The sequence below is a fragment of the Halobacillus sp. HZG1 genome (assembly GCF_035818575.1).
Lineage (GTDB): Bacteria > Bacillota > Bacilli > Bacillales > Halobacillaceae > Halobacillus > Halobacillus litoralis.
Genome location: NZ_JAYLVQ010000064.1, coordinates 2,501 through 17,256, shown reverse-complemented (window position 1 = coordinate 17,256; position 14,756 = coordinate 2,501). Strand labels below are relative to the sequence as shown.

Annotated in this window: 15 protein-coding genes and 1 pseudogene (1 of these 16 cut by a window edge); 6 read left to right on the top strand and 10 right to left on the bottom strand. The window is 44.9% G+C overall.

The annotated features are described in order from the left end of the window. Positions 1–265 precede the first annotated feature (265 nt). Positions 266–1,108, bottom strand: a pseudogene (locus tag VKA52_RS12245) (tyrosine-type recombinase/integrase). A 171-nt stretch (positions 1,109–1,279) separates the two neighbouring features. Here VKA52_RS12245 and VKA52_RS12240 point away from each other — a divergent pair. Continuing rightward, positions 1,280–1,816, top strand: a complete 537-nt coding sequence (locus VKA52_RS12240; RefSeq protein ID WP_326315840.1) for an ImmA/IrrE family metallo-endopeptidase — start codon at positions 1,280–1,282, stop codon at positions 1,814–1,816. Between the two features lie 2 nt (positions 1,817–1,818). Continuing rightward, positions 1,819–2,997: a site-specific integrase gene (locus tag VKA52_RS12235; RefSeq protein ID WP_115895040.1), complete on the top strand. Its 1,179-nt coding sequence runs from the start codon at positions 1,819–1,821 to the stop codon at positions 2,995–2,997. Positions 2,998–3,086: 89 nt separating this feature from the next. On the opposite strand, the gene groL is transcribed toward VKA52_RS12235, so the two are convergent. Beyond that, the gene (gene groL / locus VKA52_RS12230) at positions 3,087–4,718 is read right to left on the bottom strand and encodes a chaperonin GroEL (RefSeq protein ID WP_160915994.1); all 1,632 of its coding nucleotides are present in this window, start codon (positions 4,716–4,718) and stop codon (positions 3,087–3,089) included. Positions 4,719–4,775: 57 nt separating this feature from the next. Further along, complete coding sequence (gene groES, locus VKA52_RS12225) at positions 4,776–5,060, bottom strand: co-chaperone GroES (RefSeq protein ID WP_089654972.1); 285 nt, start codon at positions 5,058–5,060, stop codon at positions 4,776–4,778. A gap of 262 nt (positions 5,061–5,322) precedes the next feature. On the opposite strand from groES, the gene VKA52_RS12220 reads away from it, so the two are divergent. Continuing rightward, complete coding sequence (locus VKA52_RS12220; protein WP_160915996.1) at positions 5,323–6,039, top strand: CPBP family intramembrane glutamic endopeptidase; 717 nt, start codon at positions 5,323–5,325, stop codon at positions 6,037–6,039. Position 6,040: 1 nt separating this feature from the next. Then, a complete protein-coding gene (locus VKA52_RS12215; RefSeq protein WP_089654970.1) occupies positions 6,041–6,241 on the top strand; it encodes a YdiK family protein in 201 nt (66 codons plus the stop codon). 42 nt (positions 6,242–6,283) lie between these two features. Here VKA52_RS12215 and VKA52_RS12210 read toward each other — a convergent pair whose 3' ends face one another. Further along, positions 6,284–7,696 carry an MDR family MFS transporter gene (locus VKA52_RS12210; protein ID WP_160915998.1) on the bottom strand — a complete coding sequence of 471 codons (1,413 nt, stop codon included), beginning with the start codon at positions 7,694–7,696 and terminating at the stop codon, positions 6,284–6,286. Between the two features lie 177 nt (positions 7,697–7,873). Here VKA52_RS12210 and VKA52_RS12205 point away from each other — a divergent pair, with 177 nt between their 5' ends. Then, on the top strand, positions 7,874–8,695 hold the full coding sequence (locus tag VKA52_RS12205; RefSeq protein ID WP_326315839.1) for an SDR family oxidoreductase: 822 nt from the start codon (positions 7,874–7,876) through the stop codon (positions 8,693–8,695). Positions 8,696–8,732: 37 nt separating this feature from the next. Here VKA52_RS12205 and VKA52_RS12200 read toward each other — a convergent pair whose 3' ends face one another. Genes VKA52_RS12200 through moaC form a run of 3 tightly spaced genes read right to left on the bottom strand, consistent with a single transcriptional unit; the run spans position 8,733 to position 10,505 of the window. Continuing rightward, positions 8,733–9,287, bottom strand: a complete 555-nt coding sequence (locus VKA52_RS12200; RefSeq protein ID WP_160916002.1) for a GNAT family N-acetyltransferase — start codon at positions 9,285–9,287, stop codon at positions 8,733–8,735. Between the two features lie 60 nt (positions 9,288–9,347). Beyond that, complete coding sequence (locus VKA52_RS12195) at positions 9,348–10,007, bottom strand: redox-sensing transcriptional repressor Rex (protein ID WP_326315838.1); 660 nt, start codon at positions 10,005–10,007, stop codon at positions 9,348–9,350. A gap of 15 nt (positions 10,008–10,022) precedes the next feature. After that, positions 10,023–10,505 (bottom strand): cyclic pyranopterin monophosphate synthase MoaC, encoded by a 483-nt coding sequence (gene moaC / locus VKA52_RS12190; protein WP_326315837.1) that lies wholly within the window; start codon positions 10,503–10,505, stop codon positions 10,023–10,025. 160 nt (positions 10,506–10,665) lie between these two features. Between moaC and VKA52_RS12185 the strand changes: the two genes are divergently transcribed. Continuing rightward, on the top strand, positions 10,666–12,600 hold the full coding sequence (locus tag VKA52_RS12185; RefSeq protein ID WP_326315836.1) for an ABC-F family ATP-binding cassette domain-containing protein: 1,935 nt from the start codon (positions 10,666–10,668) through the stop codon (positions 12,598–12,600). Positions 12,601–13,012: 412 nt separating this feature from the next. Here VKA52_RS12185 and tsaD read toward each other — a convergent pair whose 3' ends face one another. The 3 genes in view from tsaD to tsaB are tightly spaced (at most 1 nt apart) and all read right to left on the bottom strand, a layout consistent with a single transcriptional unit that may run on beyond the window. Further along, positions 13,013–14,044 carry a tRNA (adenosine(37)-N6)-threonylcarbamoyltransferase complex transferase subunit TsaD gene (gene tsaD, locus VKA52_RS12180; protein ID WP_160916011.1) on the bottom strand — a complete coding sequence of 344 codons (1,032 nt, stop codon included), beginning with the start codon at positions 14,042–14,044 and terminating at the stop codon, positions 13,013–13,015. Continuing rightward, the gene (gene rimI, locus VKA52_RS12175) at positions 14,041–14,484 is read right to left on the bottom strand and encodes a ribosomal protein S18-alanine N-acetyltransferase (protein WP_160916012.1); all 444 of its coding nucleotides are present in this window, start codon (positions 14,482–14,484) and stop codon (positions 14,041–14,043) included. The genes tsaD and rimI overlap by 4 nt, the downstream gene beginning before the upstream one ends. Position 14,485: 1 nt before the next feature. Beyond that, a protein-coding gene (gene tsaB / locus VKA52_RS12170) for a tRNA (adenosine(37)-N6)-threonylcarbamoyltransferase complex dimerization subunit type 1 TsaB (RefSeq protein WP_326315835.1) crosses the window boundary here: on the bottom strand, positions 14,486–14,756 show its 3' portion. The gene runs 416 nt beyond the window's last position; 271 of the gene's 687 nt are visible here — the last part of the coding sequence; the start codon falls outside the window, past its right edge; its stop codon occupies positions 14,486–14,488.

Genomic DNA, 14,756 nt, shown 5'->3' with positions numbered 1-14,756 from the left:
CTGGTTTTGGAGTAGCAACGATAATTAAGTAACTAACTTGAATTTTTGAATTTAATTAGAGTTATAATTAGAACTCCAATTGACTAAATGTTGTTTTCAACTCAACATCTCGAAACTGAGTCTTCAACTAACCTGCCCGTTTCTGGAAGACTCAGTTTCGAGATATTCAAATGTTACTTAATACCAATTATTTCAAATCCTTCTCTTATCTACAAGCCTCTCTTACAACAAACAGAAGGCGCACCATTTGGAATAGGCACGCCTTCTAGAAATATTTACTGTAGAAATCCTGTCTTAATTTACCACTTAATTGTGCATATATTTTAGTTGTTTCACTTTTCTCATGCCCTTACAAGCTTTGGATTACTTCAATTGGCGCTCCATTATTAAGCATGTGGGTAGCATAACTGTGTCTTAATTGATGAGGATGTATTTCTTTATTAATAGCAGCGCGAATGGAGATCCGTTTAATAATATATCGGATAATTTCAATGCTCATTCTCTTTTTAGGTCTTCTCTCGGTAATAAATAAACATTCATCATGATCCTTGCGCTCCTCTATATATCTTTGTAGCCATAGAGAACAACGAATACTAAAGTAGACTTCTCTTTCTTTATCTCCTTTTCCTTTTACAATAACCGATCTTGCAGAGAAATTGACATCCTCTCTATTCAGATTCACTACCTCTCCGATACGACACCCAGTTGAATAAAAAAATTCGAAAAGTGCCTTTTCCATGGAAGTTAAGCATGAGTCTCTAAGTTGTTCAATTTCCATCTCCGTTAGAAATTTTGGGATTCTCTTGCCAACTTTAGGTTCTTTTAATTTTTTAGCTGGATTTTCCTTGATAACACCCTCTTCATGTAGCCACTTGAAAAAGGATCGAAGGAACCTAACCTTGTTTCCAAGACTGGAAGGCTTCAAATGTCCACCCACCTCAACCAGGTAGCTCTTTAAATGATCAATAACTACCTCTTCTGTATTAACGTCTCCAAAGTATTTCACCAACATATTGAACTGTAAGCAATAGGTTTTTAAAGTTAGCAACGAATAACCTTCAATCTTTTTATCGACATAATACTTTTCCCAAGCTTCTGATAAGAACATCTTCTATCACTCTCCAAAACTATGAATCTTAATTTCATTATGGTTCTGAAGATGAAATCCTATACTTTAGAATTTTACAGAAAAAGAATTCCAAATGTCCTTTACAGTAAGCCTGTATTTATATCCAATTAATGTAATTAAATATTGATTAATAGAACACATGTTCGTATAATGCTTATAAGGATGGTGATTAGTTTGAGGTTTCCTTACTACACAACCACAATTCTAGAAGACCTAATAACTCAATGGTATAAAAGCCACAAATTTACAGAGCCGGACGATTTAAATGTTTACACCATTGGATCCGAGTCCCAAATATTTGTGACTTGTAGACCTACTCAAGCTAGTTACATGAGGGTAGGGAAGTTTCAAGAAATCGTATTAGATAGTCGCCTCCCTTATATACACCAACGAGAGCAATTCTTCCACGAGCTTTGTCATGCTTTGAGGCATGCAGGTCGACAATCTTTCATGCCATATTCTTTTTATGAACTTCAGGAAAGGGATGCTAGGCACTTCACTCTATACGCCTCGCTCCCCACTCATATGATTAATGATTATAACCTTTCAAATCCAGCTATTATCGATCAGTTGTCACATGACTTTATGATTCCAAGAAAAGTTTGTATTGAGCGTTTAGAAAAAATTAAGAGTCGAATTGTACCGTCGGATAAGTCTAATTTGATTAATCTAAGGAAGGAGGGATAAATATGGCTAATTACCGGAAAAGAGGTAACAAATGGTATTTCCAAATATATACGGGAGTAGATCCGTCTACTGGGAAAAAGAAATTTACATCTAAAGGAGGGTTCAAGACAAAAAAAGAAGCTCAGATGGCCGCAGCTGAAGTAGAAAAGGAAGTATTTGAAAACACATATGTTAAAGAACAAAATATTACCTTTCAGGAATTTACTTTAGAGTGGCTTAAGACTTATCGTGATACCGCTAAAATTAGTTCTGTGAGAAATCGACAGCATAACTTGGATCACTTAAATAGGTTCTTCGGAAATAAAAAAATAAAAGATATCACGCGTAAACAGTATCAAGCCATGCTTGCTTCCCTTCATAATGCAGGCTATGCGTTTAATACTCTAGATGGTATTCATGCAACAGGTAGAATGGTTTTTAGGAAAGCTGTGGAATTTAACATAATTAAGGACAGTCCTTGTGACTTTGCAAAAATCCCACGTAAAGTAGAAACCGTTGAGGAGGTGGAAAGCAGTAAAGGGGAAATCAAATTTATGGAGAAAGAAGAACTTATTCGTTTTCTAAATGCTGCCAAGGAAAGTGGCATTGATAAAGATTACCCCATGTTTTTGACACTTGCTTATAGTGGATTACGAGTGGGTGAGCTAATCGCCTTAAAATGGTCGGATATAGATATGTATAAAAAAACCTTAAGAGTAACAAAAACGTATTACAATCCCAACAATAGAACAAAAGAGTATCAACTACTGACTCCCAAAACTAAAGGATCGATCAGAACGCTAAAAATGGACGCTGGAGTTATTGAGGTCCTTAAAAGACACAAAGAACACCAAGATGATCTCATTGAGAAAATGAAGAACGAATATACTCAATTGGACTTTGTCTTTGCTAAGGAAGTTCAGAACCTGGGATACCCTGAGTTTTTAAAGACCGTAAACACCCATATGAGACGTTTATTAAAAATTAGTGGTATCCATAAGGAACTTACCCCACACTCCTTGCGACACACCCACACATCTCTATTAATTGAAGCAGGTGTAGGAGTTAAAGAAATTCAACAACGATTAGGTCATGGAGATATAAACACAACCATGAATATATACGCGCACATTACTGAAAACATGGAAGAAAAAGCCTCCCAAAAGTTCAGTGAACTTATGAGAGGCTCGTTAGATTTATAGTGTTTTGTCCGCCAGGTATGTCAAAAGTATGTCATTTTGACTTTTGGGGTGAAGCTAAACCCTTGATATCAAGGGTCATGGGGGCATGATTACATCATGCCGCCCATTCCGCCCATGCCACCCATGTCAGGCATGCCGCCGCCATTATCCTCTTCTGGATGATCAGCGACTACCGCTTCTGTTGTCAAGAACATAGCGGCTACGGATGCTGCGTTTTGAAGCGCAGAACGTGTAACTTTTGTAGGGTCAACGATCCCTTGTTCAACCATGTTCACCCATTCGCCTGTGGCAGCGTTGAAGCCTACGCCGACTTCTTCGGCTTTCAGACGCTCAACGATGATGGATCCTTCAAGACCTGCGTTGTGAACGATTTGGCGAACCGGCTCTTCAAGCGCACGAAGTACGATGCTTGCACCTGTTGCTTCGTCGTCTACAAGGCCAAGACCTTCTACAGAGTTGATGATGTTGACAAGCGCTGTACCACCACCGGCAACGATTCCTTCTTCTACTGCTGCTCGCGTAGAGTTCAGGGCGTCTTCGATACGTAGTTTACGCTCTTTCAATTCTGTTTCTGTTGCCGCACCGACTTTGATGACAGCTACGCCGCCAGAAAGCTTAGCAAGGCGCTCTTGTAGTTTCTCTTTGTCGAATTCAGAAGTTGTTTCTTCTGACTGGGCACGGATTTGAGCAACGCGGGAAGAGATCTGCTCAGGGTTACCTGCACCTTCGACGATGGTTGTATTTTCTTTAGTGATGACTGCTTTAGACGCGCGTCCAAGCTGGTCGATCGTTGTATTCTTCAATTCTAGCCCAAGATCTTCTGTAATCACCTGGCCGCCTGTAAGTGTCGCGATATCTTCAAGCATCGCTTTACGACGGTCACCGAATCCAGGAGCCTTAACAGCTACTGCGTTGAATGTACCACGAAGTTTGTTCACAACAAGTGTTGCAAGTGCTTCGCCTTCAACGTCTTCAGAGATCAATAGAAGTGGCTTGGATTGTTGAACCACTTGCTCAAGTACAGGAAGGACTTCCTGGATGTTGTTGATCTTCTTATCTGTAATTAGAATGTAAGGATCTTCAAGAACCGCTTCCATCTTATCCTGGTCAGTAACCATGTAAGGTGAAGCATAGCCGCGGTCGAACTGCATACCTTCAACCACTTCTAGTTCTGTGTTGAAACCTTTAGATTCTTCAATTGTGATAACACCATCGTTACCTACGCGCTCCATCGCTTCAGCAATCAGCTGGCCGACTTCATTGTCAGCAGCAGAAATGCTTGCTACCTGTGCGATTGAATCGCGGCCTTCGATAGGTTTAGAGATTTTGCGAAGCTCTTCTGTTGCTACAGCAGTCGCTTTCTCGATACCTTTACGAATACCTACAGGGTTTGCGCCGGATGTAACGTTTTTAAGACCTTCACGGATCATTGCCTGTGCAAGAACCGTTGCTGTCGTTGTACCGTCACCAGCAACGTCGTTTGTTTTAGAAGCTACTTCAGAAACCAGTTGTGCACCCATGTTTTCGAAGTGGTCTTCAAGTTCGATTTCTTTAGCGATTGTCACACCATCGTTAGTGATGAGTGGAGAACCGAATTTCTTATCAAGTACGACGTTACGTCCTTTTGGTCCAAGTGTAACTTTAACAGCATTTGCTAATGTATCTACACCACGCAGCATAGAGCGGCGTGCGTCTTCACTAAATTTGATTTCTTTAGCCATTTAAAATGCCCTCCTCATTAAAATCGTATCTCTTAAGTATTTTTATAGGAATAGTGACTACTGAATAACAGCTAGTACATCTGATTCGCGCAGAATCAAGTATTCGCTGCCTTCATACTTCACTTCTGTACCTGCGAATTTAGAATAGATCACGCGGTCGCCTTGTGCGACTTCCAGTGCTACTTTTTCGCCGTTGTCTGTAATGCGGCCTGTGCCGACAGCAACAACTTTACCTTCTAGTGGCTTTTCTTTCGCAGAGTCCGGAAGTACGATTCCGCTCGCAGTAGTCTGCTCTTCTTCAACTAGTTCAATAACAATACGATCACCAAGTGGCTTTAACAATTAGGACACCCTCCTTGATATGGTTGTTTCAAATTTTTGTCGTTTATTAGCACTCGTCAATGATGAGTGCTAACACAATTATTATAATAAGCAATTCCCTATCGTTTTTCAAGTAGAAACTATAGAAATTTTGCACTTCTTTTTCGACAAAATTCTTACACTGACCCTTATTCCTTACGTCTGGTTTTGAAACTGTGATAGAATACATAAAGTATGTATATTGAAGCTATTAAAAGGTATTTATAAAAGGAGTCGTGCCTTTATGCCGAAACATTATTGGTACATCATTGTGACCTATCTCATCACACAGATTTCTGCCATTGCGGCTGTCCCGGTTCTCGTCAAGGCTGCGGGGATGTCCCGCTTCGATGCGATTGCTGTCTGGTCTGTGTTCAGTTTTACGATTGCCACCATTATCATTCTTCTTCTGCTCCGCCGCAATCCAAAGGATGCATTAGCCCGGAGCGAGGATAAAGCAGGACCGGGGAAAGTCGTCCTCTGGTCGATTGCCGGTGTCTTTTTAGCCTTATTCGCCCAAGCCATTGCCGCAACCATTGAACGTGAATTGTTCGGTGTTTCACCAGGATCTGAGAATACCATGGGATTGATGGAAATCGCCCGCGAATCGCCGTTATTCATCCTCCTTCCTGTCGTATTCGCACCGATAACGGAAGAGATCATCTTCCGTAAAATCATTTTCGGTTCGATTTATAAGCGAACGAATTTCTGGCTGGCCGTGCTCGTATCCGCTCTCGTCTTCGGAGCGTTCCATTTCGATTTCAGCCACATGTTAGTCTACTTCTCCATGGGAGTCGTTTTCGCCTTCCTTTATGTCAAAACAAAACGAATTATTACACCAATCGTGGCTCATATGGCGATGAACTCGTTTGTTGTCGTTTCGCAGTACTTCCTCACTGAAGAGGATATCCGCCGCATGCAGGAACAGCTGGAGACCATCTTTATTGGAGGCTTTTTATAATATGAGAACATCACCCTTATTCATGGCTTTTCTTTACATGATGATGGGTGTCGCATTCACCTACATCGCCGCCCAGTCGGCAGAAGAAACGGTATGGAATGCGATGACCATCATTCTGGCCATTGTCGCGACATTCAACATTGCCGTAGCGATTCGGCTTTTCAATCTTCACAACAAGATTAAAAATGCCAAAAAGAAATAATGTCGCAAAAAAAGCAGGTCCACACGTGTGGGCCTGCTTTTTTTATGCTTCCTGCTCTTCTTGATCATCCTGCACCCCTTTTAATATGAACGAAAACGGAATTGCGATGATCAGCACAATCGCAGATACGAGAAACGCTTCATTGAGCGTCTGCAGAGTGGCTGCCTGCATATCGATATCCGGATTCGCAGATACTTGCGCCCGTCTCACTTCATAATAAATGGAGAAAAACACGATCCCCAGGGAAGAGGAAATCTGCCGGATGATGTTGTTCATCGCAGAGCCTTGAGCAACCAGATGTTCCGGAATGCTGTTCATACCCGAAGTCGTTGCCGGCATGTTCCCCATTCCCATTCCAAGGCCTCTCACCGTATTTAACAAAAGGATCAGCCAATACGGGGTGGACAACTGTAAAAAGCTCAACCCAAGGGTCGCAAGCGCCATGATGGTAAGGCCCGGTGGCACGACGTATTTCGGTCCCTTTTTATCGAGAATCCGTCCACCGATGGACATGAACACTCCACTCGCGGCAGCAGCCGGAAGGAATAAGAGTCCAGTCATGACTTCATTTAGACCATACACATTTTGAATCAGTAATGGCAGCAGGAAAATCCCTGAGAACAAGCCGATGGATGCGGCTGAAGTGACAACGATCGAAACGGAATAGGTCGGCACTTTGAAGACGGATAAGTTCAGCAGTGGATCCTCCTGACGGTTTTCGTAAAAAACGAAAAGGACGATGGCGATCAGTCCACCCACAATCAATGCAATGTTCAACGGATCGAACAACGTCTCAAGCGTCCTTCCCCTTCCTAAGGCAAACAGCACCGATCCGATGCCTGCCGCAATAATCAGGAAACCGACGAGATCAAACCGCTTCGTCGGGTCCGTTTCGGTACGTTCAAGAAATTTTGAAGATAAAATAAGTCCCGTCAGTCCGAACGGAATGTTGAAGGCGAATAACCACGGCCAGTCGAGATACTGGATGAGAAATCCACCGATGGTCGGTCCGATGGCTGGTGCGACCATGGCGGCAACACCGTACACGCCGACGGCAAGTCCCCGCTCGTAGCGTGGGAAAGAGTTGAAGATGAGCGCCATGGCGATCGGCATCATCAATCCACCTGCCATTCCCTGGATCGCCCGGGATAAGATGACCATACCTAGCGTCGATGAAAAGAATCCGAGCGTGGAGCCTGCAAGGAAAATACAGAGTCCGACGAGGTACACTTTCTTTTTTCCGAACCGGTCACCGAAATAGCCGGTAAGCGGCATTGTCATCCCCATCGATACCATGAAGATCGTTAAAATCCACCCGACTGCAACGGCATCGGATTCAAAAATCTCGATGAAGCGCGGCAGAATCGGGTTCAGCATACTATTGTTCAAAATGACCGTGAATGTCCCGAAAAGGACCGACACGACCACGAGCCATTTATGAGGCAGTTTACTCAATCGTCTCACCCGCTTTCTTTCGATACGCGAACTAGTATTTACTATACCACCTGAGCTGTTCGTTAACCATGATTCCGCATGTTTCGACTGTAAGCGCCTTCTGTTCTCATGGAGGTTTACAGGGATTCTGAGAGCGGGTATGAGTGATAGCAACGAACAGAAGGAGGTTCTTTTAATATGGGACGTTTAGATAATAAAATTGCCGTCGTTACCGGTTCGGCTACAGGAATAGGAGCGGCAACCGTTAAACGATTTGCCAGTGAAGGTGCAACGGTCGTTTGCGGGGATATTAACGTAGAAGAAGTACAAAAAACCGTGGATGAAGTAAAGAACGAAGGTGGAAAAGCAGAAGCTGTCGAGCTTGATGTTTCTGATGTGGATAGTGTCCAGCAGTTCGCCAATTACGTAAAAGAGCATTACGGGAAAGTTGACATCCTGTTCAACAATGCGGGCGTCGATCAGGAAGGCGGAAAGGTCCACGAATATCCTGTGGAACTCTTTGATAAAATCATTGCCGTCGATTTGAGAGGTACGTTCTTGACGAGCAAATACATTCTCCCCCTCATGCTTGAAAATGGAGGCTCTGTCATCAATACATCATCCATGTCCGGCCAGGCCGCAGATCTCGACCGCTCCGGATACAATGCAGCTAAGGGCGGCATCACCAACTTTACAAGAGCGATGGCGATCGACTATGCGCGGGAAGGCATCCGTGTCAACTCGATTTCTCCGGGTACCATCGAAACGCCGCTCGTTCAGGAACTTGCAGGGTCCAAGCAGGAAGAAGAAGGCCGGGAGTTCCGTGAAGCGAATAAATGGGTTACTCCGATGGGACGCCTGGGACGTCCGGAAGAAATGGCGAACATCGCCCTGTTCCTTGCTTCTGATGAGAGTTCGTATGTGACAGGTGAAGACATCACCGCTGACGGCGGCATCATGGCCTACACGTGGCCGGGTAAGATGCTCATGGACAAAAGCTGGAAAGAAAATACCGAATAACATAAAAAGAAGCTCAGCGTCAGGCTGAGCTTCTTTTTTATTCTGCATTTTTATAATAAATCAAGTTGTCCGTCCATTCCCCAAACTCATGGATGAACCCTTTCCGGGTGCATTCATACTCAAGGCCGATACTCTCTGCCATCTTGATGGAAGGCGCATTATCCAAATTGATATGGGCCTCGACCCTGTGGTAATTCAATTGATCAAAAGCAATCCTTAACGCTTCAGCAACCGCTTCCTTGCCATAACCCTTCTCCCAATGCTGATTATGCAGCGCATACCCGATTCTTCCCCACTGGAAATCATATCTTACTAAGGTAGAAAAATCGATCATCCCCACATGGGTACGGTCTTCCTTCAGAAAAACACCGAAGACATAGGCGGTATCGTTCATCGCCAACTGCTGATGTTTCTCCACGAGCTCATCAAACCACTCTTTCGTACAAACACTCATATCAAGACGGCCTTCATCATGGCGGCGCCTGGAAGGAAAACGTTCCTCATATCCTTGGAGCCAGCTTTCATAATCGCCTTTCTCAAGCGGTCTAATGACCAATCTTTCTGTTTCTGAACCAAACGATAATGTTTCCAAACCCTTTCCTCCTAAAAAAAGAGTGAGAAACCAAAATGATTTCACACTCGTATGTCCTTCTTATTGGTCTTCCTCTACTTCCCCTTCGTTCAGTGGATAATGCTTCAGGAAATAAACGAGAGCCTGCAGCTCGATGGCAAGGTCGATATGATGGACTCTGACATTCGATGGCACGCTGATTCTCGCCGGTGTAAAGTTGAGGATTCCGGAGATCCCCGCATTCACCAATCTGTCGGCAATCCCTTGCGCAGCAGATGAGGGAACCGTAAGAATGGCAACAGAAATGTCGCCGAGTTTTTCTTCTAAGTCGTCGATGTGCTCGACCCCGACTCCACCTACTTCAGAACCAACACGCTCGTCGTTCGCATCGAAGGCGATTTCGATTTTCGTATTGTTGTTTTTCGTGAAGTTGTAGTTCAAAAATGCCGTTCCCAGATTTCCGACACCAATTAACGCGACACGTGTCGTTTCATCCTGGTCGAGCGTTTTCCTGAAAAAGGAGAGCAAATACTCGACGTTGTAGCCGTATCCTTTTTTCCCGAGTGCTCCGAAATAGGAAAAATCGCGGCGGATCGTCGCTGAATCGACTTTCACCGCATCGCTCAGTTCCTTCGAAGACACACGCAGTTTGCCCTGGGTATGAAGGTTATTCAAAAAGCGATAATAGAGCGGCAGCCGCTTCGCTGTCGCCTGTGGAATCTTCGTTTGTTCGATATCCATTAGCACCGGACTCCTTTACCTGTTTCTCGTGTAGTCGCCGTTCTTCCCGCCTGTCTTTTCTTTCAAGTAGGTCGGGCCGATGACCATTCCTTTATCTAACGCTTTGCACATATCGTAAACCGTGAGAGCTGTGGCGGAGGCGGCCGTTAGCGCTTCCATTTCCACCCCTGTGCTTCCCTTCGTTTTGACGGAAACCTCGATGTGTAAGGTCGGCTGATCTTCAGTATCCCAATCAAAGGACACATCGATGCCTTTTAAAGATAACGGATGGCACATGGGAATCCAGTCGGACGTGTTTTTAGCTGCCATGATGCCCGCGACCTGGGCCACGGAGAGCACGTCCCCTTTTCCGATCTCATGGTTGGTGATTTTATGATAAATCTCTTCGTTCACTTGTACACTTGTTGCTGCGACGGCCGTCCGTACAGAATCTTTTTTGTCTGAAATATCTACCATACGGGCGCGACCCTGGTCATTAAAATGACTGAACTCCGCCATTTTCTTCTACCCCTTTTTGTAAACAGTACTGATTGAAACACTACTCTTATTCTACCAAAAAATCAAACGGAAGTCGTTAAAGATTTCACATACTTCAGGAGCATTGTGTTGCTAGGGGATGCGCCTATGAGATACACTGATTTTATTGAGGTGAAACGACATGATTCTCATGCAATTGAACCAATTGACGAAGCGTTTCGGCGCCGAGTTGATTTTATCGAATATCAAATTGGAAGTACAGATGAACGACCGGATCGCCATCGTCGGTCGGAACGGAGCAGGAAAATCGACCTTGCTCAAAATGATGGCTGGTGAAATGAGCCACGATGAGGGCAATATTTTCAAACCGAAAGAAACCACGATGGGCTACCTGGCCCAAAATACAGGGCTGCAGTCAGAGGAGACCATTTGGAACGAGATGGAGAAGGTGTTTGAACACCTGAAGGACCTGGAGAAAGAACTCCGCTCCATGGAAGTGCAGATGGCGGACCCCGACCTGCTCGACGATCAGAAGCGCTACCAGCAGCTGCTGGCGGATTACGACCGGAAACAGGAATATTTCAAGACGGCTGGCGGTTATCAGTATGAAGCAGATATCCGCGGCGTGTTGAACGGGTTGAATTTCAAAAACTTCAACTGGGATACACCGATCAACTCCTTGAGTGGAGGACAGAAAACGCGCCTCGCGCTCGGAAAGCTGCTGCTTACCAGTCCGGATGTCCTCATCCTCGATGAGCCGACGAACCACTTGGACATCGATACACTGAGCTGGCTTGAAGGTTACCTGCAGGGCTATCAAGGAGCCGTCGTCATCGTCTCCCACGACCGCTACTTCCTGGACAAGATCGTCAATACCGTCTACGAAATCGCGTTTCAATCATCCAAGCGGTACCACGGCAACTACAGCGATTATTTGAAAAAGAAAGAAGCGGACTATGAGCAGGAACTCAAACGCTTTGAAAAGCAGCAGGAAGAAATCAAGCGGATGGAAGATTTCATTCAGAAGAACATCGTCCGGGCGACGACAAGTAAACGAGCACAAAGCCGCCGCAAGCAGCTGGAGAAAATGGACAAGCTTGAAAAACCGAAGGACGACAACCAATCGGCGAAGTTCAGTTTCCAGATAGCGAAACGAAGCGGCAATGATGTGTTGAAGCTGCGCAACTATGCGTTCCGTTATGATGATAGCGATGACTACCTTTTTGACAACGTATCCCTTGATTTGAACCGTGGCGATTCTGTGGCGCTTGTCGGTCCAAATGGCGTCGGAAAGACGACGTTATTGAAGACACTCATCGGAGATTTGGAACAGTCGAAAGGTGAAAAGCTGATCGGAACGAACGTGCAAATCGGTTATTACGATCAGGAGCAGACAAAGCTGAATTCAACGAAAACGGTTTTGAACGAGCTCTGGGACGAATATCCGATGAAAAACGAAAAGGATATCCGCACCATCCTCGGCAACTTCCTTTTCTCAGGAGAAGATGTGCTGAAGCCTGTTTCTGCGCTCAGTGGTGGCGAAAAAGCGAGACTGTCCTTAGCCAAACTGATGATGCAGGAAGCGAACTTCTTGATTCTCGATGAGCCGACCAACCACCTCGATCTTGATAGTAAGGAAGTGTTGGAAGCAGCGCTTGTGGATTATCCTGGCACCCTTTTATTCGTTTCCCACGACCGTTACTTTATCAACAAGATTGCGACTCAGGTTGTGGAGATGAATCCTGAAGAGACCCGCCTGTTCCTTGGTGATTATGATTACTATGTTGATAAGAAGCGGGAAGAGTACGAGCTGCAGCAGATCGAAGAAGCGGAACGCCTGCAGAACGAACCGAAGCAGCAGGAAGTGCAGCAGAAGAACAGTTTTGAAGAAGACAAAGCTGCGAAACGGGAAGAGCGGAAGAAAAATCGACGCATCGCTGAAATTGAAGAAGAAATTGAACAGTTGGAAGCGAGACTTGAAGAAAACGAAGAGCTCCTCTGTGATCCGGACATCTTTCAGGACCACGAAAGATCCCTGGAAATCACAGAAGACAACACACAGCTGCAAACCAAACTCGAAGCTCTCATGGAAGAATGGGAAACCCTCCATGACTGATCACTGACAGAAACAGGTGTACCAGGTCATCCAAAATATGGATGACCTGGTACACCATTTTTTTCCACAAATATCATTCTATTCTTTTTTATTGATGGATTCTGCTCACATGTATATTCGTGTATGAATGATGATTCAGTATCCACATAGTTTTCAACAGTTGAATAGCTTTATTAACAGTTTTCAACAGGGTTATGCACATTATCCACAAAAACACTTGTATTTATCCACAAAATTGGTACCGTTTTCTTTCCTGTTTCTACTTATCCACTGATAATTTATCCACTGTATGTTTATACACATGTGGATAAATATCTCCCTGTATGTCTCTCAAACTTATACACACTCCCTATGAAAAGGGAAAAGCTCTCCTTATTTAAAAGGAGAGCTTTGATCGTTCCTGTTCACGACCTTACTTTTTACGTGCACCAAAAAGCTCGAGATCCAGTCCTGGATTGGCATTCAAATCCCATCCAGCCCGGTGACCCTGATTGTACGCAACAGCTCCAGCCGCAGCAATCATAGCGGCATTGTCTGTGCACAAATGAAGCGGTGGTATAAGCAACTCTGTTTCGCTGTCTTTGAATTTCTCCTGCAGGGCTGCTCTTAATCCCTTATTGGCAGCAACACCACCAGCGACGATCATTTGCTTTACACCATACTCCTCGGCCGCACGGAACGCTTTTGTGGATAACACGTCCACAACACTTGCTTGAAAGCTTGCGGCCACATCCTCAGGTTTTAAATATTCATCCCGCTGCTTCGCTTTGTGGAGACGGTTGATCACAGCTGATTTCAATCCGCTGAAACTGAAATCATAGGATCCATCTTCCAGCCAGGCACGAGGGAAATCAATCGTCTCTTCCCCTTCTTGAGCGAGGCGGTCGATTTGAGGTCCGCCTGGGTAGGGAAGCTTCAGCGTTCGCGCTACTTTGTCATACGCTTCCCCTGCGGCATCATCGCGCGTTTCACCGATGATTTCAAAGGATCCATGTTCACCCATCAACACAAGCTCCGTGTGCCCGCCGGATACAACAAGGGAAAGAAGCGGAAATTCAAATTCCTTTTCCAAACGGTTGGCATAGATATGACCCGCAATATGATGCACGCCCACAAGCGGCTTCTGTTTAGCAAAAGCGATTGATTTCGCTGCATTGACACCAACAAGAAGGGCACCGACCAGTCCAGGTCCTTCCGTTACCGCAATGGCATCCATATCATCAATGGTCATCCCCGCGTCTTCAAGGGCTTCTTCAAGTGTAATCGTCATCTGTTCGATATGGTGCCTGGAGGCAATTTCCGGTACCACACCTCCGAAACGCTTATGACTTTCTATTTGAGAAGCGACGATGTTCGTCATCAGTTCTGTTTCGTTTTTGACAATTGCTACGGCTGTTTCATCACAACTCGTCTCAATCGCTAAAATGTATTGATCTTCCTTCATTTTAACCCCACCCACATCACTAACGCATCTTCACCATTGTCCGAGTAGTATCTCTTTCGGATTCCTCCAGGTACCATCCCGAACTTCCGGTACATATGCTGCGCGGCTGTATTTGAAACTCTCACTTCAAGCGACAGCTGGATTGCTCCATGCTCAATCGCTTCGTTACACGTATGGCGGAACAAACGCTCTCCATACTTGTTTCCTCTATGGTCTGGATGAATGGCGATATTCGTGACATGAGCCTCATCAATGATCAACCACAAACCACAGTATCCAATGATCGCGTCCTGTTTTTCTACGACATAATAATACGCGTAAGGATTGTCTTCCATCTCTTTTTCAAAAGTTTCCTCCGACCACGGTACGGCAAAAGAAGCCTTTTCGACTTCCATAACAGCTTCTACATCATCCTTCGTCATTCTCCTGATTGTCGCCATCCTACTTCTTCCCCTGCTGCTCCAACCATTTAGCTTCCGCCTCAGGAATCCGCAAATAGTTCGGAACGAGGTCATGCAACGGGCCGGGTTCCTTTTCTTCTGCTATAGAACCGATGATGGCAGGTCGTGCATAGTGATAAGGAGCTTTCGGAAGAACCGCCTGATCGCCAAGAATCTCGACAATCTTTTCATCATGCACAGCTATATCCTGACTGAGGAAAAGAACAGGTTCGTCCAGTTCCTTCAGTTGATGGAGCCAATTCTCCATCAAG

Coding starts and splice junctions, on each gene's coding strand:
- VKA52_RS12240 (WP_326315840.1), top strand. CDS start 1,280: ATGCTTATAAGGATGGTGATTAGTTTGAGGTTTCCTTACTACACAACC.
- VKA52_RS12195 (WP_326315838.1), bottom strand. CDS start 10,007: ATGGATATCGAACAAACGAAGATTCCACAGGCGACAGCGAAGCGGCTG.
- tsaD (WP_160916011.1), bottom strand. CDS start 14,044: ATGAAGGAAGATCAATACATTTTAGCGATTGAGACGAGTTGTGATGAA.
- VKA52_RS12185 (WP_326315836.1), top strand. CDS start 10,666: ATGATTCTCATGCAATTGAACCAATTGACGAAGCGTTTCGGCGCCGAG.
- VKA52_RS12205 (WP_326315839.1), top strand. CDS start 7,874: ATGGGACGTTTAGATAATAAAATTGCCGTCGTTACCGGTTCGGCTACA.
- VKA52_RS12215 (WP_089654970.1), top strand. CDS start 6,041: ATGAGAACATCACCCTTATTCATGGCTTTTCTTTACATGATGATGGGT.
- rimI (WP_160916012.1), bottom strand. CDS start 14,484: ATGGCGACAATCAGGAGAATGACGAAGGATGATGTAGAAGCTGTTATG.
- moaC (WP_326315837.1), bottom strand. CDS start 10,505: ATGGCGGAGTTCAGTCATTTTAATGACCAGGGTCGCGCCCGTATGGTA.
- VKA52_RS12235 (WP_115895040.1), top strand. CDS start 1,819: ATGGCTAATTACCGGAAAAGAGGTAACAAATGGTATTTCCAAATATAT.
- groL (WP_160915994.1), bottom strand. CDS start 4,718: ATGGCTAAAGAAATCAAATTTAGTGAAGACGCACGCCGCTCTATGCTG.
- VKA52_RS12220 (WP_160915996.1), top strand. CDS start 5,323: ATGCCGAAACATTATTGGTACATCATTGTGACCTATCTCATCACACAG.